The sequence below is a fragment of the Rhizobium lentis genome, from assembly GCF_014200175.1.
Taxonomy (GTDB): domain Bacteria; phylum Pseudomonadota; class Alphaproteobacteria; order Rhizobiales; family Rhizobiaceae; genus Rhizobium; species Rhizobium mulingense.
Window position 1 is genome coordinate 110,142 of record NZ_JACHBD010000011.1, and the last position, 21,429, is coordinate 131,570.

Genomic DNA, 21,429 nt, shown 5'->3' on the forward strand with positions numbered 1-21,429 from the left:
ACGTCCATGGCCCGACATGGAAATAGCCGCTGCGAACGCCGGGACTATTCCACGATTATCAAATCTTTCCAGTCCGTTGCGTCGGGATCAGCGTGTGGCGATCGAGACGAGATAACATTCGGCTTCGCCGTCGATTTCAAGCGCGCTTTGCGCTTGATTCTCGATCAGCAGCGCATCGCCGGCCGCGAGCGCGCCGGTCTCGTCGCCGTGGCGGAATGACAGGGTGCTGCGGTGGCAGAGCAACAGGCATGTCGGCGACGTCAGCGGCAAGGCCTTGCCGCCAGCGAGTTCAATGCGGACCAGCCTGTGGGTAATGCCGTCGCGGTGGGTCATGACGTTGAGATCGGTGATCGCGCCGTCCTCGAGTTTGGCCGTGACCGGGATATCGGCCGGGAAGGCCAGCGGATCGCTCGCCGTTGTCAACAGCACCGGCGTGCCGCCTTCGATGTCGAGCTCCATGCCGTTGCCGTCGAGAATCGCCAGCGTGCGGTCTATGCCGGGAAAGATCGAGAACGGCCCGTCGGCTGCGACGGTCGCCATGCTGACGCGCCAGTCGAAGCCGGCAAGGCCGGCCTCTTCCGGCGAAACGGCGATCTCCACCGTTTCGCCGCCGCCGTTTTTCCACGGCATGCGCTTGTGATCGGCAGCGCGCAGGATCCTCACCGGGCTCAGTTCCCGAGAATGCCGGGCAGGCGCAGGCCCTTTTCCCGGGCGCAGTCGAGGGCGATGTCGTAACCGGCATCGGCGTGGCGCATGACGCCGGTCGCCGGATCGTTCCAGAGCACCCGCTCGAGACGCTTGGCCGCATCATCCGTGCCGTCGGCGCAGATGACGACGCCGGAATGCTGGGAGAAGCCCATGCCGACGCCGCCGCCATGATGCAGCGACACCCACGTGGCGCCCGACGCGGTGTTGAGCAGGGCGTTCAGCAGTGGCCAGTCAGAGACCGCATCCGAGCCGTCCTTCATCGCCTCGGTTTCGCGGTTCGGCGAGGCGACGGAGCCGGAGTCCAGATGATCGCGGCCGATGACGATCGGCGCGGAAAGCTCGCCGGTTCTAACCATCTCATTGAAGGCCAGTGCCAGGCGGTGGCGGTCGCCGAGGCCGACCCAGCAGATGCGCGCCGGCAGGCCCTGGAAGGCGATGCGTTCTCTCGCCATGTCGAGCCAGTTGTGCAGGTGCTTGTTGTCGGGCAGCAGTTCCTTCACCTTGGCGTCGGTCTTGTAGATATCCTCGGGATTGCCCGACAGGGCCGCCCAGCGGAACGGGCCGATGCCGCGGCAGAACAGCGGCCGGATATAGGCCGGCACGAAGCCCGGGAAGGCGAAGGCGTTTTCCAGGCCCTCGTCCTTGGCGACCTGGCGGATGTTGTTGCCGTAGTCGAGCGTCGGAATGCCGGCGTTCCAGAAGGCGATCATCGCCTCGACATGCTCGCGCATCGAGGCGCGCGCCGCCTTTTCCACCGCCTTCGGATCGCTTTCGCGCTTGGCCTTCCACTCGGCCATCGTCCAGCCCTTCGGCAGGTAGCCGTTGATCGGGTCGTGCGCCGAGGTCTGGTCCGTGACGATATCGGGCCTGATGCCGCGGCGGACCATTTCCGGCAGGATTTCGGCGGCATTGCCGAGCAGGCCGACGGACTTGGCTTCCCCTGATTTGGTCCAGGCATCGATCATCGCAAGCGCTTCATCGAGCGTTTCGGCCTTGGCGTCGAGATAGCGGGTGCGCAGGCGGAAATCGATCGAATCGGGATTGCATTCGACGGCGAGGCAGCAGGCGCCGGCCATGACGGCGGCGAGCGGCTGTGCGCCGCCCATGCCGCCGAGACCGCCGGTCAGGATCCACTTACCCTTGAGATTGCCGCCGTAATGCTGGCGGCCGGCCTCGACGAAGGTCTCGTAGGTGCCCTGCACGATGCCCTGCGTGCCGATATAGATCCACGAACCGGCCGTCATCTGGCCGTACATCGCAAGGCCCTTTTTATCCAGCTCGTTGAAATGATCCCAGGTCGCCCAGTGCGGCACGAGGTTGGAGTTGGCGATCAGCACGCGCGGCGCATCCTTGTGGGTGCGGAACACGCCGACCGGCTTGCCGGACTGCACGAGCAGCGTTTCTTCTTCCGTCAACGTCTTCAGCGTCGCGACGATGCGGTCGAAATCCTCCCAGGTGCGGGCGGCGCGGCCGATGCCGCCATAGACGACGAGCTCGTTCGGATTTTCCGCGACATCGGGATCGAGATTGTTCATCAGCATGCGCAGTGGCGCTTCGGTCATCCAGCTCTGGGCATTGAGCTCGTTGCCGCGGGGCGCGCGGATTTCACGGATATTGTGGCGTGGATTGCTCATGGCGGTTCCCCTGTCGAGTGATCGTTATCGTTTCAGGCCCGGTGCGATCTGCTCGATGCGCACCAGAATGTCTCTGAGATGGACGCGAAGCCTGTCCGCCTTCGCGGTGTCGTAGGCAAAGGGTGGTGCCTCGGTCTCAAGATGAGTCGACTGCGCGAGCTCCATCTGAATCGCATGCACGCCGGTTTCCGGCCGGCCATAATGGCGGGTCGTCCAGCCGCCCTTGAAGCGGCCGTTGAGCACGCTGTCATAGCCTTCTGCGACTTCGACAACGGTGAGCGTTGCCTGCTCTATGGCGCCGTCGCATGTCCGGCCCAAATCGGTGCCGATATTGAAATCCGGCAGCTTGCCTTCGAAGAGGAAGGGAATATGCGAGCGGATCGAGTGGCAATCATAGAGGATCGCCACACCATGGATTGATCTGACACGCTCGATCTCGGCCGCAAGGGCGGCATGATAGGGCGAATGAAAGTCACTCAGCCGCGCCGCTATATCGGCTTCGTCAGGCGCCTGCCCATCCTTCCAGATCGGCTTGCCGTCGAAATCCGTCTCCGGGACGAGGCCGGTGGTGTTCTGGCCGGGGTAGAGGCTGACGCCTTGGGGATCGCGGTTGGCGTCGATCACATAGCGGTGGAAGGTGGCGCGCACGGTCGTGGCGTCATCGAGCAGGCCGTCATAGAGCCGGTGGATGTACCAGTCGGTATCGGCGAGGATCCGGCCATTGTCGTTGAGCCGGTCGTAGATCGCGGGGGGCACCTCGGTGCCGGTATGGGGGAAAGCGAGGATGACGGCGGAGGTGCCCCGATGAATTTCGTATGGTGTGGTCATTGCAGAAACCCCTCCCCAACCCCTCCCCACAAGGGGGAGGGGCTAAGCTGTGGCACCGGCTCGCAAAACAACAAGCCGGCTGCATATGCTACGCTCAAGAGTGAATACGGCGAGGGCCGCAGGTTAAGCCCCTCCCCCTTGTGGGGAGGGGTTGGGGAGGGGACTTTCTTCTTCATTATCATTTCAGCCCTCCAGAACCGGCAAGATGCCGGATGAAACCGAGGCGTTCAGCGCCCCTGTTGCCACCAGTTCAGCGGCGGCGGCGAGGTCGCCCGCCATGTAACGATCGCTCTCGAGGCTCGGCACTTTGCTGCGGATAGCGGCGATCGCCTTCAAAAGCTCCGGACTCGTCGAAAGCGGCGCGCGCAGTTCAACGCCTTGCGCGGCGGTCAGAGCCTCGATGCCGATGATGGCAAACAGGTTTTCGGTCATCTGCAGAAGGCGCCGGGCGCCGTGGCAGGCCATCGAGACATGGTCTTCCTGGTTGGCCGAGGTCGGGGTCGAATCGACCGAGGCCGGGTGCGACATCTGCTTGTTCTCGGACATCAGCGCTGCCGAGGTCACTTCGGCGATCATCAGGCCAGAATTCAGGCCCGGCTTCTTGGCGAGGAAGGCCGGCAGACCGTAGGAAAGCGTGGGATCAACCAGCAATGCGATGCGGCGCTGCGAGATGGCGCCGATCTCGCAGACGGCAAGGGCGATCTGATCGGCGGCGAAGGCGACGGGTTCGGCGTGGAAATTGCCGCCCGAGACGACGGAATTGTCCGACAGAACCAGCGGATTATCTGTGACGGCGTTGGCTTCGATTTCGAGGGTGCGGGCAACCGAACGCAAGAGATCGAGGCAGGCGCCGTCGACCTGCGGTTGGCAACGGATGCAATAGGGATCCTGAACGCGCTCATCACCCTCGATATGGCTCTGGCGGATGACGGAGCTTTCGAGTAGGGCGCGAAGCGCGGCCGCGGTGTCGATCTGTCCCTTGTGGCCGCGCAATGTGTGGATATCGGAATGGAAAGGCGCGGAGGAGCCCATCGCCGCATCGGTCGACATGGCGCCGGTGATGAGCGCCGACCGTGCGGCGCGATGCGCGCGGAAAAGGCCGGCGAGCGCCAGCGCCGTCGACGTCTGCGTGCCGTTGATCAGCGCCAGGCCTTCCTTGGCGGCGAGCACGACAGGTTTCAGCCCGGCCCTTTCGAGCGCTGTGGCGCCCGAAAGACGTTCGCCGGCGAAGAAGGCTTCGGCCTCGCCTATCATCACGGCCGCCATATGGGCGAGCGGCGCAAGATCGCCGGAGGCGCCGACCGAGCCCTTTTCCGGGATCAGCGGGATGACGCCCTTTTCAAGCATGCCTTCGATCAGCCGTACCAGCTCCAGCCGCACGCCGGAGGCGCCGCGGCCGAGCGAGACCAGCTTCAGCGCCATGATCAGCCGGACGATGTTCTCCGGCAGCGGCGCGCCGATACCGCAGCAATGCGACAGGATGAGATTGCGCTGCAGCGTAGCGACGTCGGCGCTGTCGATCTTGATCGAGGCGAGTTTTCCAAAGCCGGTATTGATGCCATAGACCGGCGCGTTGCCGGCGGCGATCTCGGCGATGCGGGCGGCAGCCTTGGCGATGCCGGCGTCGAAAGAGGGGGCAAGCCTTGCCGGCTCCCCGGTCCAATAGATGGTTTCCAGATCCCTGAGAGAGACGGAGCCCGGGTGGAGCGTGATAGTCATCGACCGTTCCTTTCGCCTTTGAAGACGCGTGTATGAAGCGGGTTGAAGCCGATGCGGTAGACGAGCTCGGCGAGGCTGTCGACATTCCAGACGGCAAGATCGGCCGATTTGCCGGCTTCAATCGTTCCTGTCTCGCTGAGCAGCCCGAGCGCGCGCGCGCCTTCGCGGGTGGCGCCGGCGATGCATTCCTCGACAGTGAGGCCGAACAGTGTCGCCGACATGTTCATGGTGAGCAGCATCGAGGTGAGCGGCGAGGTGCCGGGATTGCAGTCGGTAGCGATGGCGATCGGCACGCCGGCCTGGCGCAGTGCCTCCACAGGCGGCTTCTGCTTCTCATGGATGGCGTAGAAGGCGCCGGGCAGGAGAACGGCAACAGTGCCAGAGGCAGCCATCGCGGCAACGCCTTCGGCGTCGAGATATTCCAAATGATCGGCCGATAGCGCCCCATAACTGGCAGCAAGTTTGGCGCCGCCGAGATTGGAAAGCTGCTCGGCATGCAGCTTGACCGGCAGGCCCAGCGCCTTGGCCTTGTCGAAGACCCGAGCGATCTCTGCCGTTGAAAAGGCGATGCCCTCGCAAAAGCCGTCGACCGCGTCGGCAAGGCCGAGATTATACATGTCGTCGAGGCCGGGCAGCACGACATCGTCGAGATAGTCGCCATTGCGGCCCTTATATTCCACCGGCGTTGCATGGGCGCCGAGATAGCTGGTGGCGACACGGACCGGCCTGATATGGCCGAGCAGACGGGCGCTCTGCAGCATCTTCACTTCGCCGCTCCGGTTGAGGCCATAGCCGGATTTGATCTCGACCGTGGTCACGCCTTCGGCAAGCAGCGTATCGAGCCTCGGCAGCGCCTCGGCGACGAGTTCCTCGACCGACAGCGCATTGGTCGCCTGAACGGAGGAGACGATGCCGCCGCCCGCTCGTGCGATTTCCTCATAGGTCGCGCCTTCAAGCCGCATCTCGAACTCGCGGGCGCGATTGCCGCCGTGAACAATATGGGTGTGGCAGTCGACGAGGCCGGGCGTTACCCAACGGCCTTCGAGATCGACGATTTCGGAATGTTCGATGGCTGACGCCGCCAGCTCGCTTTCGGCGCCAGCAAAGGCGATGAGGCCGTTTTCGGTGAGCACGGCGCCCTTCTCGACGATGCCGAGCCCCGGACGATCGGCCGGGAGCGTCGCCAGCCGCGCGTTGCGCCACAGCACCGGCCTGGTATCAACGGATGGGGTTCCTTCAGAAAAATTGTTCCCGGTCATCAGCTTTGCGCCTTTCCTTATGCTGAAACATGTATATACATAATAGGCAGGTGACAAGAGAAATTTTGCGCGCTCTTCTGGAAAAGAAAGATCGGCGGCGCGGCAGAAGGGGAGAAAAGGTCATGACCACAGTTCACGCAGGCACGGCCCTGATGCCGCAAGGCTGGCAGAAGGACGTGCGGCTGACGCTCGATGCCGGGCGCATTGCGCGGGTCGAGGCCGGCGTTGCCGCCGCGCCCGGCGATGAGCGCCATGCTCTGATCGTTCCCGCCATGGGCAATCTGCACAGCCATGCCTTCCAAAGGGCGATGGCCGGTCTTGCCGAAGTGCGCGGTCCGGCCAACGACAGCTTCTGGAGCTGGCGCACAGTCATGTACAAGTTCGCGCTGGCGATGACGCCGGAGCATGTCGAGGCGGTTGCGGCCAAGCTTTATACGGAGATGCTGGAGGCAGGCTTTTCCCGGGTCGGTGAATTCCACTATCTCCATCACGACAAGGATGGCGGTGCCTATGCCAATATCGCCGAGCTCGCTGAACGCATTGGTGCGGCGAGCCAGCAGACCGGCATCGGTCTGACCCTGCTACCCGTCTTCTATGCCCATTCCGGTTTCGGTGGCGCGGCGCCGATCGACGGCCAGCGGCGCTTCATCAATTCGCTCGAAAGCTTCGAAAGGCTGATGGAGGGATGCCGCGGCGTGACCGGCCGGCTCGACGGCGCCGAGCTCGGGCTCGCGCCGCACAGCCTGCGCGCCGCAACACCGGAGGAATTGATGAAGCTTGTGCCGATGGCAGGCGACGGCCCGATCCATATCCATGTCGCCGAGCAGGTGAAGGAGGTCGAGGACTGCATCGCCTGGTCGGGAGCGCGGCCCGTGCATTGGCTGCTGGATCATATGCCTGTGGATAAGCGCTGGTGCCTGATCCATGCGACGCATATGACCGAGGATGAGACGCGGCGGATGGCGAAAAGCGGTGCGATCGCCGGTCTCTGCCCGATCACCGAAGCCAATCTCGGCGACGGCGCTTTTGCCGCGCCGCTTTTCGTGGAAGAGGGTGGGCGGTACGGCATCGGTTCGGATTCCAACGTGCGGATCTCGCTGTCGGAGGAACTGCGCCAGCTCGAATATTCGCAGCGTCTGGCGCTACGCGCCCGCAACGTCGTTGCAGCGCCCGGCGGTTCGACGGCGCTTGCGCTGTTCAGCCAGGCGCTCGCCGGCGGCGGGGAGGCGCTCAAAGCCCCGGCCGTTCTCGCCGAAGGCCATCATGCCGATCTCGTTTCGCTCGATGTCGCGGCTGTTCCTTATCTTTCCGGCGACCAGATCCTCGATCACTGGCTGTTTGCCGGAGGCGTCTCCGTCGATTGCGTCTGGGCGCGCGGCCGCAAGCAGGTGGAAGGCGGCCGCCATTTCAAGCGTGACGCCATCGACCGTCGCTTCCTTGCTGCGATGGGTGAGTTGCTGGCTGCCTGAAAAAGCACTTTTCACGGTGGAACATTCGATCTAGATCGGGAAACCAAATCGGAACGTGGCGATGAATCAAAGCAGGGATCCTACCTTGCATCAGCGCATCCTGGGCGACATCGAGGGCCGTATCGTCTCGGGCGAATGGCCGCCGGGGCATCGCATTCCCTTCGAGGTCGATCTAGCCACCCAGTATGATGTCTCGCGCATGACGGTGAACAAGGTGCTGACCCAGCTCGCCAAGGCCGGCTTGATCGAGCGCCGCAAGAAATCCGGCAGCTTCGTCACCCAGCCGCAGGCGCAATCGGCGGTTCTCGAAATCCACGACATCAAGGCCGAGGTGCAGTCGCTGAACCTACCCTATTCCTACGCAGTGTCGAAGAAGACGAGCCGCAAGGCCAAGGCGGAAGACAGCCGCCGGTTGGAACTGCCGGTCGCTTCCTCGGTCGTCGAGGTCGTCTGCATCCACAATGCCGGCCCACGTCCTTTCTGCCTGGAAGAGCGGCTGATCAGTCTTGCGACCGTCCCGGAGGCGGCCGATGCCGATTTCCTCACGATGGCGCCGGGGCCCTGGCTACTCAACCAGGTGCCGTGGAGCGCCGCCGAGCACAGGATCCACGCCGTCTCCGCCAATGCCGAGGTGGCGGCGGCCCTCGACATCGCGCGCAACGCCGCCTGCCTGGTGGTCGAGCGCCGCACCTGGAGCGGCGCCGGCCCGGTGACCCACGTGCGCTTCACATATCCCGGCGATCGCCACGCGCTGGTGGCGCGGTTCACGCCGGCGTCGCAATAGCGAGGTTCCATATACAAGATAAGGGGTGTTTTTACTCTTCGAACATCTTGCCGCTGCGCGCCTCGAGCCGGTAGCGATAGCCGGGATAGACGAGGCGAGCGGTCGAGACCACCTGTTTTGCCGACCAGGTGCGTCGGCGGATCGTCAGGCAGGGCTCGCTCTTCAGGATGGTCAGGAGCTTGCATTCCCAGGCCTGCGGCATTGCCGCCTCGACGACGTGCTCGGAGCCGCTGAGCGGGGCGGCCGCCGTCAGATAGGCGTTCGGCGTCAGCGTCGTGAAATCCTGCTCGAGATATTCGGGAGCGGCCTGCGGATGGACGAACCGGTCCTCGATCTGCACCGGAACGCCGTTTTCGCTGTGGACGATCAGCGAGTGGAAAACGGGAGCGCCGATTGCCAGTTCCAAGGCGTCGGCGATCTCGGGAGAGGCGGTTTCCTGGGCCAGAATGACGACGGAGGCCTCATGGATATGGCCGCGTTCGGCAATCTCCTCGGCAATGTTTCGCACCTCGAACAGCGCCGAATAGCCCTTGCGCTCGGCGACGAAAGAACCAACGCCCTGAATGCGGACGAGCTCGCCCTCATTGGCGAGTTCGCGCAGCGCCCGATTGGCGGTCATCTTGCTGACACCGAGTTCGACGACCAGCTCGTTTTCCGACGGCACCCGGTACTTTGGCGGCCATTCGCCACTGTGGATCCGATCGAGAATGACCTGCTTGACGCCGGCATAAAGCGGCGTGCTGTCATTCCCAACCAGGTCGCGCTTCATCTCGTCGGAACGCTTCATTGCCTATTCCTTATGCACGGATGCAACTTGCCACATAATCGACTTTCCTCTTGCATATCACAAAATTTCTCATATGGTACCATATACAACCTCCCAATCGGTCCTCCTTGCAGAAATAGGACGGAAAGGGCAAGCCGGCGGAGATCGGCGGTGCGCAAGGTCTGTTTCAACTTCAGAGGAGAATTCATCAATGAAATTCAGCACAATCCTGCTTTGCGGCGTCGCCGCTCTTTCCGCCTTCGCAGCACCCGCATTTGCCAAGGACTGGACGAAGGCGACCATCACGCTTGAAGGCGCCTATGCGCCGTGGAACCTCACCAATGCCGACGGCACGCTCGGCGGCTTCGAGCCGGAACTCGCCAAGGTGCTTTGCGAACGCGCCAAGATCGAATGCACGCTCGTCGCCTCCGATTGGGACGGCATGATCCCGGCTCTCAACGCCGGCAAGTTCGACGTCATCATGGATGCGCTGTCGATCACCGACGAGCGCAAGCAGGTCATCGATTTTACCATTCCCTATGCCGCGACGCCCGCCGCCTTCGCCACCGCCAAGGACAGCCCGCTGGCGAAAGCCGCCGGCACCGGCGCCACGATCAAGATGACCCCCGGCCAGACCGGCGTGAAGGAGATCGACGCGCTGAAGGAGGCCTTCAAAGGCAAGACGATCGGCATTCAGGCGGCGACCGTCTATGCCAAATTCGTCTACGACAATTTCGGCGACATTGCCGAGATCCGCGAGTACAAGACCGGCGCCGACCGCGACCTCGACCTGCAGAACGGCCGCATCGACCTCGGCTTCGATGACGCCGTCTATTTCGCCAATGCCTTCCAGGCCGCCAACGGCGCGCTCGACTTCACCGGCCCCGAGATCATCGGACCGATCTGGGGCGAGGGCGAGGGTCTCGGCATCCGCAAGGCCGATACCGACCTGCGCGACAAGTTCAACGTGGCGATCAAGTCGGCGCTTGCCGATGGCACCGTCAAGGACCTTTCGATGAAGTGGTTCAAGGTCGACGTCAGCCCGCAGCAGTAAGCGCTTCGGCTGTTTGGCCGCAGGCGCCGGTCTCCGGCTTTATCGCCGGAGACCGCGTGCTATTCTCGATCGACAAAACACTGCCACGGACGGGGAACGGACGCTATGGCAAGCTTGGAACTGCTTGGCTTCGGCTCGACGGGATGGGGCGCGCTGCTCATTCTCGCTGCCTTGATGACGCTGGCCGTCACCGCGACGGCGCTTGCAATCGGCGCGGTGCTCGGCGCCATCGTGGCGGGTGCGAAGCTTTCCGGCAATCCTCTCCTCGTCGCCTTCGGCAATGTCTATACCACCGTCTTTCGCGGCGTGCCGGAACTGCTGATCATCTATCTCATCTATTTCGGCGGCTCTTCGGCCGTCACCTCGATCGGCAAGGCTATGGGCTACGAGGGTTTCCTCGGCCTGCCCTCCTTCGCCGCCGGGGCGCTTGCCGTCGGCATCATCTCCGGCTCCTATCAGGCGGAGGTGTTCCGCGGCGCTTATCTGGCGATCGCCAAGGGTGAGCTCGAAGCCGCTTCGGCGATCGGTATGCACCGCGGCATGCGCTTCCGCCGCATCATCATCCCGCAGGTGCTTCGCTTCGCCATTCCCGGCCTCGGCAATGTCTGGCAGCTCAGCCTCAAGGATTCGGCGCTGGTATCGGTCACCGGTCTTGCCGAGCTGATGCGAACCAGCCAGGTCGCGGCGGGTTCGACCCGGCAATATTTCCTGTTCTTCATCGTCGGCGGCTGTCTCTACCTGATCCTGACCAGCCTTTCTGACCGTATCTTCAACGGCGCGGAGCGCCGCGCCAATCGCAGCATGCCGGCCTCCGCCATGGGCCAGGCGTAAGGAGGCGATGATGGATTTCACCTTTCTCGCCTCGACCATGCTGACGCTGCTGAAAGCCGTGCCGACGACGCTGATCCTGTTTTCACTGTCGATCTTCTTCGGCGGCCTGCTGGCGCTCGTCATCGTCACGATGCGGGTCAGCGGCAACCGCTATCTATCGGGTTTTGCCAAGGGCTATATCTTCGTCTTTCGCGGCTCGCCGCTCTTGATCCAGATGTTCCTGGTGTTCTACGGCCTCGGCCAGTTCGGCGTCATCCGCTATTCCTTCCTCTGGCCGTTCCTGCGCGAGCCGATGGTCTGCGCCGTTCTGTCGCTGGCGCTCTGCACCGCCGGCTACACGGCGGAAATTTTTCGCGGCGGCATTCGCGCGGTTTCGCCGAAGGAGATCGAGGCGGCGCGCTCGATCGGCATGTCCGGCTTCCTGATGGTGCGCCGGATCCTGGCGCCGATCGCCTTCCGCCATGCGCTGCCGGCCTATTCCACCGAGATCGTGCTGATGATGAAATCGACGGCGCTCGCCAGCCTCGTCACCGTCTGGGAGGTCACCGGCGTCGCCCAGCGCCTGATCTCGCAGACCTACCGCACGATGGAAGTCTTCCTCTGCGCGGCGATCATCTATCTCGTTCTCAACTTCATCATCCTGCAGGGCATGGCCCTGCTGGAATATTCGCTGTCCCGACACCGCCGCGCGGCCCCGCAGCCGCTGAAGGCGTAAGCGATTTGACCTGATTGGAGCTACCATGCCAGGCGTAACCCGACTTTCGGTCCGCAATATCCGCAAGAGCTTCGGCACGCACGAAGTGCTGCGCGGCATTTCCCTCGATGCCGAGGATGGCGACGTGATTTCGCTGCTCGGCGCCTCCGGCTCCGGCAAATCGACCTTTCTGCGCTGCATCAACCTGCTCGAAACCGCAAGCGACGGCGAGATCTGGGTCGATGGCGAGCATATCGAGATGGTTCACAAGAACGGCAAGACAAGGCCGGCGAGCCAGAAGCAGGTCGACCATATCCGCTCCGAGCTCGGCATGGTGTTCCAGTCCTTCAATCTCTGGTCCCACATGACCATCCTGCAGAACGTCATCGAAGGGCCGATCCACGTGCTGAAGCGGCCGCGCGCCGACTGCGTCGCCGAGGCCGAGGCGCTGCTCGAAAAGGTCGGCATCGCAGACAAACGTCACGCCTATCCCGCCCATCTCTCCGGCGGCCAGCAGCAGCGCGCCGCAATCGCCCGCGCTTTGGCGATGAAACCGAAGGTGATGCTTTTCGACGAGCCGACTTCGGCGCTCGATCCGGAACTCGTCGGCGAGGTGCTGCGTGTCATGCGCGCGCTTGCCGAGGAAGGCATGACCATGCTCGTCGTCACCCACGAGATGAGCTTTGCCCGCAATGTCTCCAACCGCGTCGTCTTCATGCGCGAAGGGCTGGTTGAAAGCAGCGGCAAGCCGGACGAGATGTTCGGCAGCGGCACCTCGCCGGCCTTCCGCCAGTTCATCGGCCATTTCGGAACAGGGCAATGACGGTCATCATCGATCAAATGCTGACCTGGCGCGACGTCGCGCGCGTCGGGGCGGGCGAAGCACTTGTGCTGTCGGCGGCCGCCTGGGCGCGCATCGAACAGGCAAGCCGCATCGTCGAGCGTATCGTCGAGACCGGCGTGCGCGCCTATGGCGTCAACACCGGTGTCGGCGCGCTCGCCGATACCGTCGTCGACCGGGCCTCGCAGAGCCTGTTGTCGCGCAGCATCGTGCTCAGCCATGCCTGCGGCGTCGGGCCGCTGCTAGCCGGGCGCGAAGTGCGCGCCATCATCGCCGCCCAAATCGCCAATTTTGCCCATGGTCATTCCGGCGTGCGCCGCGAGATCGTCCAGCACCTCACAGCCTTGCTGGAGCATGATTGCATTCCCGACGTGCCGTCGAAAGGCTCGGCCGGTTATCTCACCCACAATGCCCACACCGCGCTCGTGCTGATCGGCGAAGGCAGCGCCAATGTGGCCGGCCGGCGCATGAGCGGCCGTGAGGCGCTGGCGGCGATCGGCCTTCAGCCGTTGCTGCTCGGCGCCAAGGAGGGCCTGAGCCTCGTCAACGGCACGGCCTGCGCCACCGGGCTCACCGCCACGGGACTTTTGCGCGCCGAACGGCTGCTCGACTGGGCCGATGCCATCGCGGCGCTGACGCTGGAGGCGGCAGGCTGCCAGATCGCTGCCTTCGACAAGGCGGTGCTGTCGTTGCGCCCGTCGACGGGAATTGAAAAGGTCGGCGCCGCGCTCCGCGCACGCCTTGCCGGCAGCGGCCTCGTCGCCGCCTCCTTGGGTCGGCGCACGCAGGATGCGCTCAGCCTGCGTTCGGTGCCGCATGCCCATGGCGCCGCCCGCGATGTCTTCGACAATTCCGCCCGCATCACCGATCAGGAACTTGCCTCGGTGACGGACAATCCGGCTGTGTCAGGCACGCCGGAGCAGCCTGTCGTCTCCTCAGAGGCGCATGCCGTCGCCCCGGCGCTCGGGCAGGCCGCCGACAGCCTCGCAATTGCGCTGGCGCAGATCGGCGCGATCAGCGAACGGCGTATGGACCGGCTGGTCAACCCGCTGGTCAGCGGCTTGCCGCCGTTCCTGGCAAGCGATGCCGGCAGTCACTCCGGCTTCATGATCGCCCAATATACCGCCGCCGCGCTCAGCAACGAAAACCGCCGGCTCGCCGCGCCGGCAGCCCTGGACGGTGGCCTGACCTCCGCTCTGCAGGAGGATTTCCTCGCCCATCCGACAGCCGCCGCCGACAAGCTGCTCGCCGTCATCGACAATGCCGAATATATCCTGGCGATCGAGCTGATGGCCGCGGCCCAGGCGCATGATTTCCTCGCGGCGACGGCGCCGCGGGCAGCGGGCACGGATATCCTCTACCGGGCAGTGCGGCAGCGCATCTCCCATTATGACGACCAGCGGCCGCTGAACGGTGATATCGAGGCCGTGCGCAGCCTGATCCGCGAGACCGCGCCGCCGGCTATCTAGGCGAGGGCTGTCAGAAGGGTTTACTCGTTGCCGAATCCTGCTTGGCCGGCCCGCTGGCCTCGAGCCGTTTGAGGCACTGGGCGAAGGTCGGATAGAGCTGGTCCACCCGCGAAAGCGGCAGCGTCCAGTCGCCTTCGTCGCCGGCAAAGGTCAATTGCACGTCAGGCGTTCCGGCAAAGGAATTCTTGATGATCTTCTTCAGACCGCCGCTTCCTTTGCTGCCTTTGGGCCAGAGGCGAAGCGTGGTCTTGTCGAAGAATTCGGCGGCGACCACTTTGGTTGCCGCCCGATCGGTCAGCGTCACCTCGGTCGTGGTGCCGGCCGGAATGTCCCATGTGTTCTTCGAGACCAGCCAGAAGGTTTCGGTGGCGCTCTGACGGAATTCCATCGTCTTGCCCAGTTCGCTGTCCCACACCAGCCGGCAGTAGGCAGGATGTTCGCTGGCAAAACCGACCGACCATTGTCTCGCCTCGCCCATCCATTCGGTCTCGCCGAAGGCCGAGACTGGCGGCAGGACGGCTGCCATCAGAACCATCGCGGTCAGAATTTTCATCGCCGAAACCTCTCCAGATCGATCGCTCCAACGATAGCAAAAGAAGGTTGAGCTTTTGCTACCGAGCCGCCGGGACGGGCGCCGCATGCCTTCATGTACGGCTCTCAAAATGTCGCAAGGGCTTGAATTTGCGGCTGACCTTGCCGATCTGGCGGGGAATGGCATGATCAGAAGGGAGTTCGACCTCAGGGATGAGCGAGGTTCAACGACGCGGATTTTGGGCGAGACTCAGCGCATATGAGCCGCTGACATTGATTACCATGGCATCGATCGCCGGCGGGCTGTTCGTGCTGCAGCGGCTGACGAGCGAGGTGCTCGAAGGCGAAACCTTTCGTTTCGACGAGACGATCCTGCTGGCGCTGCGGCGGGCGAACGATCTCGCCGTGCCGATCGGTCCCGCCTGGCTGACGCATGCCGTCGACGACATCACCAGTCTCGGCGGCGTCACCGTTCTCTCGCTGTTGACGGGGCTCATCACCATCTATCTCCTTCTCGACCGCCGTTGGCCGATCGCGCTCTTCATCTTTTCCTCGGTGCTAACAGGATGGCTGGCGAGCACGACGCTGAAAATCCTGATCGCCAGGCCGCGTCCGGATGTCGTGCCGCATCTCGTCGAGGTGAGCGACCTCAGTTTTCCCTCAGGTCATGCGATGGTTTCGGCGGTCACCTACCTGACGCTCGGCGCGCTTTTGGCCCGCACGCAGCGTTACCGCTCGACGCGGATCTTCGTCATGGCCGCCGGCGTTTTTCTCGCCGTCATCATCGGCTTGAGCCGAATCTATCTGGGCGTTCACTATCCCACCGACGTCTTCGCCGGGTGGTGCGCGGGCGCGATCTGGGCGCTCGGCTGCTGGCTGATCTCGAAACGCTTCGTCCCGAGCAGAGCCCCGGGCGATGGCCTCGAAAACGGCAGCGGCGACGGTGACTAAAGCATAGGCGTAGAACGACTGTGGCGCCCGCATGGGCGCCACAAGGATTTGGCGCTTAGGTGCGCGGCTTCAGGTTTTCCGGGTCGTAGATCGGCTTGTAGCCAACGCCGACAACCTCCACCGGATAGGTCTCGGCAAAGTACTCGACATTCAGCTTGCGTCCGACCTGGCAATAAGACCAGGGCAGGTAGGCCAGTGCAATGTTCTTGCCGACCGTCGGGCCGTAGGCGATCGAGGTCGTGTAGGAGCGGCGGCCGAGCTCGTCGATCAGGACCTCGCCGGTGGCGGGATCGACGACCGGCAGGTTGCCGACGGGATAACGCTTGACGCCCGACTTGTCGGTATTCTCGGTCATCACGAGCGTGCAGAGCATGGCCGGCTGGTGCTCACGCGCCTTGTATTCGAGATGTTTCGCCTTGCCGCGGAAATCGGCTTCCTTGACCTTCGGACGGGCGAGATCGGCTTCGATCAGGTTGTACTGGGTCAGGAGGTCGGCGTTCTGCAGGCGCAGGCTCTTTTCCATGCGGCGCGAGTTTGCATAGGTCTCGACGCCGAAGGCCATCACGCCGGTCGAGCGCAGCGCATCCCAGACGGCGAGGCCGTCCTCGTACTTCATATGCAGTTCCCAGCCCTGCTCGCCGACATAGGAGATGCGGAAGGCGGTGACCGTCTTGCCGGCGATTTCAATCGGCTTGATGGCTGCGAAGGCGAAGTTTTCCTGATCGAGCCCGGCCGGATCGGCAACGACCTTCTTCAGCGTCTCGCGGGCATTCGGTCCCCAGATGCCGATGGTGATGTATTTCTCCGAGACATCGGAGATCGTCACATCAAGGCCGCGATCCTGGGCGACACGCCGCATATAATGCAGGTCACGCGGGCCGGCATCGGCGCCGTTGACGAGACGGCAGCGGTCGGCCATGCGGAAGACGGTGAAGTCGGCGCGGACCATGCCTTCGTCGTCGAGGAAGTGGGTGTAAACACCCTTGCCGATGTTGGCATCGCCGCCGATCTTGGCGGCGCACAGCCATTCCATCAGCTCGACATGGTCAGGTCCTTCGATATCGACCATATGGAAGTGGCTGAGATTGACGATACCGCAATCCTCGCTCATCGCCAGATGCTCGGCATTCGAGACGCGCCAGAAATGGCGATTGTCCCATTCATTCTCGCGCACCGGCACGCGGTCGCCATATTTTTCCAGAAGGTGCTCGTTGGCGGCGTAGCCGTGCGCACGCTCCCAGCCGCCCAGTTCCATGAAGTAGCCGCCCAGCTCCTTTTCGCGCTCGTAGAACGGCGAGCGCTTGACGTTGCGGCTGGATGCATAGGGTTCGCGGGTGTGAACGGCCGGGAAATAGATCTTCTGGGCGGCTTCGAAGCAGCGGTTTTCGATGAATTCTTCCGTCAACTGATGCGGATAGAAGCGGGCATAGTCGATGCTGTTGTGGTCGATTTCGGTGCGGCCGTCGGTCATCCAATCGGCGATCAGCTTGCCGTAGCCGGGGCCGTCCTTGACCCAGATGGCGACGCAATACCAGAGGCCGCGCACTTTCTGGCTCTCGCCGCAGGATGGGCCGCCGGCGGCAGAAACCTGCAGCAGGCCGTTGAAGGAGTGACCTTCGTTGTAGCCGAGTTCGCCGAGGATCGGCGTCAGTTCCATGGCGCGCTCGAGCGGCTCGAGGATCTGTTCCATCTCGAGATCACGCTGCGAGGGCGAAAGGCGGGCTTCGTGTCTTTCGAGAAGATCGCGCGGGTGGCACATGCGCGGATTGGTCGCTTCGTAATAGCCCCACTCGATCTGGCCGCCCTCGGTCGTCGCCGGGTCGCCGGTATCGCGCATATAGGCGGAGTTGCCCTGGTCGCGCAGCAGCGGGAAGCCGATCTCCTTGCCGGTGCCTTCAAACTCGTTATAGGGACCGAAGAAGGTGAGCGGGTGGTCGACCGGCATGACCGGCAGGTCTTCGCCGACCATCTCGGCGATCAGGCGTCCCCAGAGGCCGGCGCAGACGATGACGTGGTCGGCCATAATAGTGCCGCGATGGGTGACGACGCCCTTGATCCGGCCGTTCTCGACGATCAGCGACTTCGCCGGCGTGTTGCCGAACACCTTAAGCTTGCCGGCCTTTTCCGCGGCGTCGACCAGCTTGCCGGCAACGGTCTGCGAGCGCGGAATGACCAGGCCGGCATCCGGATCGAAGAGGCCGCCCATTACCTGATCTTCCTCGATCAGCGGGAACTTTTGCTTGATCTCGGAGGGGCTGACATAATGGGCGCGCGTGCCGAAAGCGCGGGCCGAGGACAGCTTGCGCTTGATTTCCTCCATCCAGGCATGGTCGCCGGTGCGCGCCACTTCGAGGCCGCCGATGCGGGCGTAGTGGCCCATCTTCTCGTAGAAATCGATCGAATATTGAGTCGTCCAGACCGACAGATAGTCGTGGCTCGTGGTGTAACAGAAGTCCGAGGCATGGGCTGTCGAGCCGATATCGGTCGGGATGCCCGACTTGTCGATGCCGACGATATCGTCCCATCCCCGCTCGACGAGATGATGCGCGATGGAGGCACCGACGATGCCCCCGAGCCCGATGATGACGACCTTTGCCTTTTCCGGAAATGCTGCCACGTGCTGTTCCTTCTACTTATGGCACGAATTAAATAACCTAGCCGCGCTTGGTTTGCGCTTCACGCATGAGATCCAAGAGCCATGTCAGCCTCGTAAGCGTGTCACGTTTACCGAAGCTGCAAAACCCCCAGGCCTCTTCGCAAGGAAGCTGAGATGAGGGCATTATGCCTAAGGCTCATGATCGTCATTGGTCCTACGCCGCCGAGTAACGGCGCAATTGCGCTAGTCCGGATCGCCGCTGAAGCAAAGCGCTTCCTCGTCACGGCGCCGAAATCGCCTTGAGCCGGTCGATATCCACGAGCACGATATCTTCCGACACAGGCTCGCGATTGTGCAGCCGGAACCATTCCATCGCTTCGCGCACGCGCTCGCCATGCGGCGATGGATAGGCGCCCAGTCCAAGGACCCATTCGCGCACGGTTTCGCGCTCCATCCGCCCGGCCCGGTATCGGTCACAGACGGTTTTCGCCGAGGCGACGAGATCATTGATGCTTTTCACGGGCTGCCCCTCAATGCACGGAAGGTTCTTCGTCTTCGAGAAGGGACCGGATGCCGTCGCGCGCCACCACCGCGAGGAATTCGTCAAAAGCCTCCCGGTCGGTCGCGAAGGGCTCGTCCCAGCGGATCAGATCTTCAGACTGGGTGACGACTTCCATCGTCCAGTCTTCGTTGCTGCCGGCGGTTCGAAAAATATCGACGAGCACGGTGATGCCGTCGTCGGTGAATTCTCCGGCCAGTTCGGAGTGCTCAATCTTCTGCTTCTTTGTCATTCAGCCGCCAGCGCCGGGAGGGGCGTCGTTTTTGAGATATTCTTCATATTGGACCGTCTCGGTCTCGTCCGTGTCTATAGAAGCCGACGCCGGTTTTGCCAAGCGAACGCCGGCGCCGCCGCCATTCTCCGCGATGAAAAGCACGCCGGCGTCTTCCAGGGCGCGCTTGATATGCCGCAGCGTTCGCTCGTCAGGGGAAAGCCTTCCTGCCTCGAAACCGGCAATCGTCGCCTTGGTTATCTGAGAGGCTGCGGACAGATCCTGCTTGGACCAGGCGATGAGAGCACGCGCGGCACGGCATTGGGCTGGAGACAGCATTAATATCCACCTGGCATTGAGACTCTGATCTGGCGCTGGGGCAGCTCTATAAAAATGTGAACGCGCCCGCAGAAGGCAAGCCGATGCAATTGCTCCGACCTTCGATGCCTAGCCTCATTGGGCGATGGGGTGGGTTGATTGACTGCATATTATTAGAGTCTAATTTACTGCCCTTTTATCACGCCCGGGAGGCAACGATGCGTGAGCCAGATATGCAGAAACTCGATGCACTTGTCGGTCGTCTCGTCGGCGATGTCGGCGCCGCCATGTCAGGTGCCTTGGTCGTGCTTGGCGACAAGGTGGGGCTCTTCAAGGCGATGGCCGACGGGAAGCCGGTGAGCGTTGAGCAGCTTGCCGCCAAGACCGGGATCAAGGAGCGCTATGTCCGGGAATGGCTGAGCGCCCAGGCGGCTGCGGATTATATCGTTTACGATGAAAAGACCGATCGCTTCAGCCTGACGGCGGAACAGGCGATGGTGTTTGCCGAGGAAAACAGCCCGGCCTTCTTCGTCGGCGCCTTCGAGGTCGTGCAATCCATGTGGATGGACGAGCCGAAGGTCACCGAAGCCTTTCGCACCGGCAAGGGTCTCGGCTGGCACGAACACAGCACCTGCCTGTTCCGCGGCACCGAGCGGTTCTTCCGTCCTGGCTACAACAGCCATCTCGTCAATGAATGGATTCCGGCGCTTGCCGGGATGGAGGAGAAACTGAAGGCCGGCGCTAATGTCGCCGATGTCGGCTGTGGTCACGGCGCCTCGACCATCCTGATGGCGCAGGCCTATCCCGCCTCGCATTTTACCGGCTTCGACTATCACAGCCCGTCGATCGAAAGAGCCAAGGCCGCCGCCAAAGAGGCCGGCGTCGCCGACCGCGTCACCTTCGAGCAGGGCAAGGCGGCGGAATTTCCGGGGCGCGGCTATGATATGGTCGCCATGTTCGACTGCCTTCACGACATGGGTGATCCGGTCGGCGCCGGCCGGCACGTCAAGGAGACGCTGGCGCCGAACGGCACCTGGCTAATCGTCGAGCCTTTTGCCCATGACCACCTCAAGGACAATCTCAATCCTGTCGGACGCGTCTATTACGGCGCCTCGACGATGATCTGCACGCCGGCATCGCTCTCCCAGGAGGTGGGGCTCGGGCTTGGCGCCCAGGCGGGGGAAATGAGGTTGCGCAAGGTGGCGCTCGACGCCGGCTTCAAGCATTTCCGCCGGGCGACCGAAACACCGTTCAACATGGTGTTCGAAGTCCGGGCCTGAGAAGCCGGCGGCGCGGCGGCCGGCGCTATTTCGGCCGGCCGATGCTGGCATACATGCCAGTCGTGCGGAATTCGGTGGGATTGGTGCCGTAGACGCGGCGGAAGACCTTCGAGAAATAATTGGCGTCTTCGAAGCCGCACATGATGGCGACTTCCTTGACAGGCAGGAAGTCCGCCTTGGTCAGCAGCTTGACGGCGCGCTGCAGCCGCTGCTGCAGCACGAATTCGGCCGGCGGCACGCCTTCGCTCTCGGCGAAGCTGCGCGAGAAATGGGCGCGGCTGAGGCCGACGATGGCGGCGAGTTCATTGACCGGCAGCGGCTTGTCGAGATTGGCGTTGATATGGTCGATCACTGGCTGCATCAGGCTGAGCTCGGCGGCAAAGGCCGATGAGCCGAAGACGTCGTCATAGAGCGCCATCGCCGCTTCATAGGCGATCGCCGAGGCAGCACCCGGCGAAGTCGCGCCCTTGACGAGGCGCAGGCTGCAATCGGCAAGATGATCGATGGTCGAAGGCTGCAGCTTCAAGACCGGGCCGGCGGTGGACAGCACTAGCTGGTGGATGCGCAGGGTTTCCTCGCCATTCATCGAGATCCAGAAATACTCCCAGCGCTCGCCCTTCTCCAGCCAGTAGCGGTGATTGTGCGGGACGAGCACCAAGAGCGTGTCGCCGCCCTGGAGGTGATAGTTGCGATTCAAATAGCGTAGCCGGCCGCTGCCGCTGATCGTGTGCTGCAGCACGGTGAACGGAGTCTGGCCGCGTTTTCGGCCGTCCCAGTCATAGGTCTCGTTCTCCCGCACTTCGTAGCCGGCGCTGGTCGGCATGGCGTGCAGACGCTGGCGTCCGCGGGGCAGCGAAACCGTCCTCATCGACTGTCCGCTGGCGATCAAATCCTGCAGCACAAAATTACCCCTGAAAGCATAATCCT

General features: G+C 63.1%; 21 protein-coding genes. 9 read left to right on the forward strand and 12 right to left on the reverse strand.

The features are described from left to right. Window positions 1-87: 87 nt before the first annotated feature. From GGI60_RS23965 to hutI, 5 genes are all read right to left on the reverse strand, one after another. Window positions 88-663, reverse strand: coding sequence for a HutD family protein (locus tag GGI60_RS23965; RefSeq protein ID WP_183918976.1), 576 nt, complete (start codon window positions 661-663; stop codon window positions 88-90). 5 nt (window positions 664-668) lie between these two features. After that, a complete protein-coding gene (gene hutU, locus GGI60_RS23970; protein WP_183918975.1) occupies window positions 669-2,342 on the reverse strand; it encodes a urocanate hydratase in 1,674 nt (557 codons plus the stop codon). Window positions 2,343-2,366: 24 nt separating this feature from the next. Continuing rightward, entirely contained in the window at window positions 2,367-3,170 is an 804-nt protein-coding gene (gene hutG, locus GGI60_RS23975; protein ID WP_183918974.1) for an N-formylglutamate deformylase, read from the reverse strand. 183 nt (window positions 3,171-3,353) lie between these two features. Further along, window positions 3,354-4,889 (reverse strand): histidine ammonia-lyase, encoded by a 1,536-nt coding sequence (hutH, locus tag GGI60_RS23980; protein WP_183918973.1) that lies wholly within the window; start codon window positions 4,887-4,889, stop codon window positions 3,354-3,356. Further along, window positions 4,886-6,148, reverse strand: coding sequence for an imidazolonepropionase (gene hutI / locus GGI60_RS23985; protein ID WP_183918972.1), 1,263 nt, complete (start codon window positions 6,146-6,148; stop codon window positions 4,886-4,888). Before hutI ends, hutH (GGI60_RS23980) begins: the two co-directional genes overlap by 4 nt. Window positions 6,149-6,270: 122 nt before the next feature. Here hutI and GGI60_RS23990 point away from each other — a divergent pair, with 122 nt between their 5' ends. Continuing rightward, a complete protein-coding gene (locus tag GGI60_RS23990; protein ID WP_183918971.1) occupies window positions 6,271-7,617 on the forward strand; it encodes a formimidoylglutamate deiminase in 1,347 nt (448 codons plus the stop codon). A 61-nt stretch (window positions 7,618-7,678) separates the two neighbouring features. Further along, on the forward strand, window positions 7,679-8,401 hold the full coding sequence (gene hutC / locus GGI60_RS23995; protein ID WP_183918970.1) for a histidine utilization repressor: 723 nt from the start codon (window positions 7,679-7,681) through the stop codon (window positions 8,399-8,401). 31 nt (window positions 8,402-8,432) lie between these two features. On the opposite strand, the gene hutC (GGI60_RS24000) is transcribed toward hutC (GGI60_RS23995), so the two are convergent. After that, a complete protein-coding gene (gene hutC, locus GGI60_RS24000; RefSeq protein WP_183934858.1) occupies window positions 8,433-9,188 on the reverse strand; it encodes a histidine utilization repressor in 756 nt (251 codons plus the stop codon). Window positions 9,189-9,378: 190 nt separating this feature from the next. Between hutC (GGI60_RS24000) and GGI60_RS24005 the strand changes: the two genes are divergently transcribed. From GGI60_RS24005 to hutH (GGI60_RS24025), 5 genes are all read left to right on the forward strand, one after another. Next, entirely contained in the window at window positions 9,379-10,221 is an 843-nt protein-coding gene (locus GGI60_RS24005) for a transporter substrate-binding domain-containing protein (RefSeq protein WP_183918968.1), read from the forward strand. 105 nt (window positions 10,222-10,326) lie between these two features. Continuing rightward, a complete protein-coding gene (locus tag GGI60_RS24010) occupies window positions 10,327-11,052 on the forward strand; it encodes an ABC transporter permease (protein ID WP_183918967.1) in 726 nt (241 codons plus the stop codon). A 10-nt stretch (window positions 11,053-11,062) separates the two neighbouring features. Next, complete coding sequence (locus GGI60_RS24015) at window positions 11,063-11,767, forward strand: ABC transporter permease (protein ID WP_183918966.1); 705 nt, start codon at window positions 11,063-11,065, stop codon at window positions 11,765-11,767. Between the two features lie 25 nt (window positions 11,768-11,792). Further along, on the forward strand, window positions 11,793-12,569 hold the full coding sequence (locus GGI60_RS24020) for an ABC transporter ATP-binding protein (RefSeq protein ID WP_183918965.1): 777 nt from the start codon (window positions 11,793-11,795) through the stop codon (window positions 12,567-12,569). Beyond that, a complete protein-coding gene (hutH, locus tag GGI60_RS24025; RefSeq protein WP_183918964.1) occupies window positions 12,566-14,056 on the forward strand; it encodes a histidine ammonia-lyase in 1,491 nt (496 codons plus the stop codon). Before GGI60_RS24020 ends, hutH (GGI60_RS24025) begins: the two co-directional genes overlap by 4 nt. A gap of 10 nt (window positions 14,057-14,066) precedes the next feature. Here hutH (GGI60_RS24025) and GGI60_RS24030 read toward each other — a convergent pair whose 3' ends face one another. Further along, window positions 14,067-14,609 carry a hypothetical protein gene (locus tag GGI60_RS24030; RefSeq protein WP_183918963.1) on the reverse strand — a complete coding sequence of 181 codons (543 nt, stop codon included), beginning with the start codon at window positions 14,607-14,609 and terminating at the stop codon, window positions 14,067-14,069. Between the two features lie 191 nt (window positions 14,610-14,800). Between GGI60_RS24030 and GGI60_RS24035 the strand changes: the two genes are divergently transcribed. After that, window positions 14,801-15,538: a phosphatase PAP2 family protein gene (locus tag GGI60_RS24035; protein ID WP_183918962.1), complete on the forward strand. Its 738-nt coding sequence runs from the start codon at window positions 14,801-14,803 to the stop codon at window positions 15,536-15,538. Window positions 15,539-15,593: 55 nt separating this feature from the next. On the opposite strand, the gene GGI60_RS24040 is transcribed toward GGI60_RS24035, so the two are convergent. From GGI60_RS24040 to GGI60_RS24060, 4 genes are all read right to left on the reverse strand, one after another. After that, window positions 15,594-18,155: an FAD-dependent oxidoreductase gene (locus tag GGI60_RS24040; protein WP_183918961.1), complete on the reverse strand. Its 2,562-nt coding sequence runs from the start codon at window positions 18,153-18,155 to the stop codon at window positions 15,594-15,596. Between the two features lie 259 nt (window positions 18,156-18,414). Continuing rightward, window positions 18,415-18,654 (reverse strand): hypothetical protein, encoded by a 240-nt coding sequence (locus GGI60_RS24050; protein ID WP_037113314.1) that lies wholly within the window; start codon window positions 18,652-18,654, stop codon window positions 18,415-18,417. Between the two features lie 10 nt (window positions 18,655-18,664). After that, on the reverse strand, window positions 18,665-18,925 hold the full coding sequence (locus tag GGI60_RS24055) for a hypothetical protein (RefSeq protein ID WP_097581874.1): 261 nt from the start codon (window positions 18,923-18,925) through the stop codon (window positions 18,665-18,667). Continuing rightward, window positions 18,926-19,243, reverse strand: a complete 318-nt coding sequence (locus tag GGI60_RS24060; protein WP_106795689.1) for a multiprotein-bridging factor 1 family protein — start codon at window positions 19,241-19,243, stop codon at window positions 18,926-18,928. 197 nt (window positions 19,244-19,440) lie between these two features. Between GGI60_RS24060 and GGI60_RS24065 the strand changes: the two genes are divergently transcribed. Continuing rightward, window positions 19,441-20,502, forward strand: coding sequence for a class I SAM-dependent methyltransferase (locus tag GGI60_RS24065; protein WP_183918959.1), 1,062 nt, complete (start codon window positions 19,441-19,443; stop codon window positions 20,500-20,502). Between the two features lie 25 nt (window positions 20,503-20,527). Here GGI60_RS24065 and GGI60_RS24070 read toward each other — a convergent pair whose 3' ends face one another. Next, window positions 20,528-21,370, reverse strand: coding sequence for an AraC family transcriptional regulator (locus tag GGI60_RS24070; protein ID WP_183919070.1), 843 nt, complete (start codon window positions 21,368-21,370; stop codon window positions 20,528-20,530). Window positions 21,371-21,429: the final 59 nt, after the last annotated feature.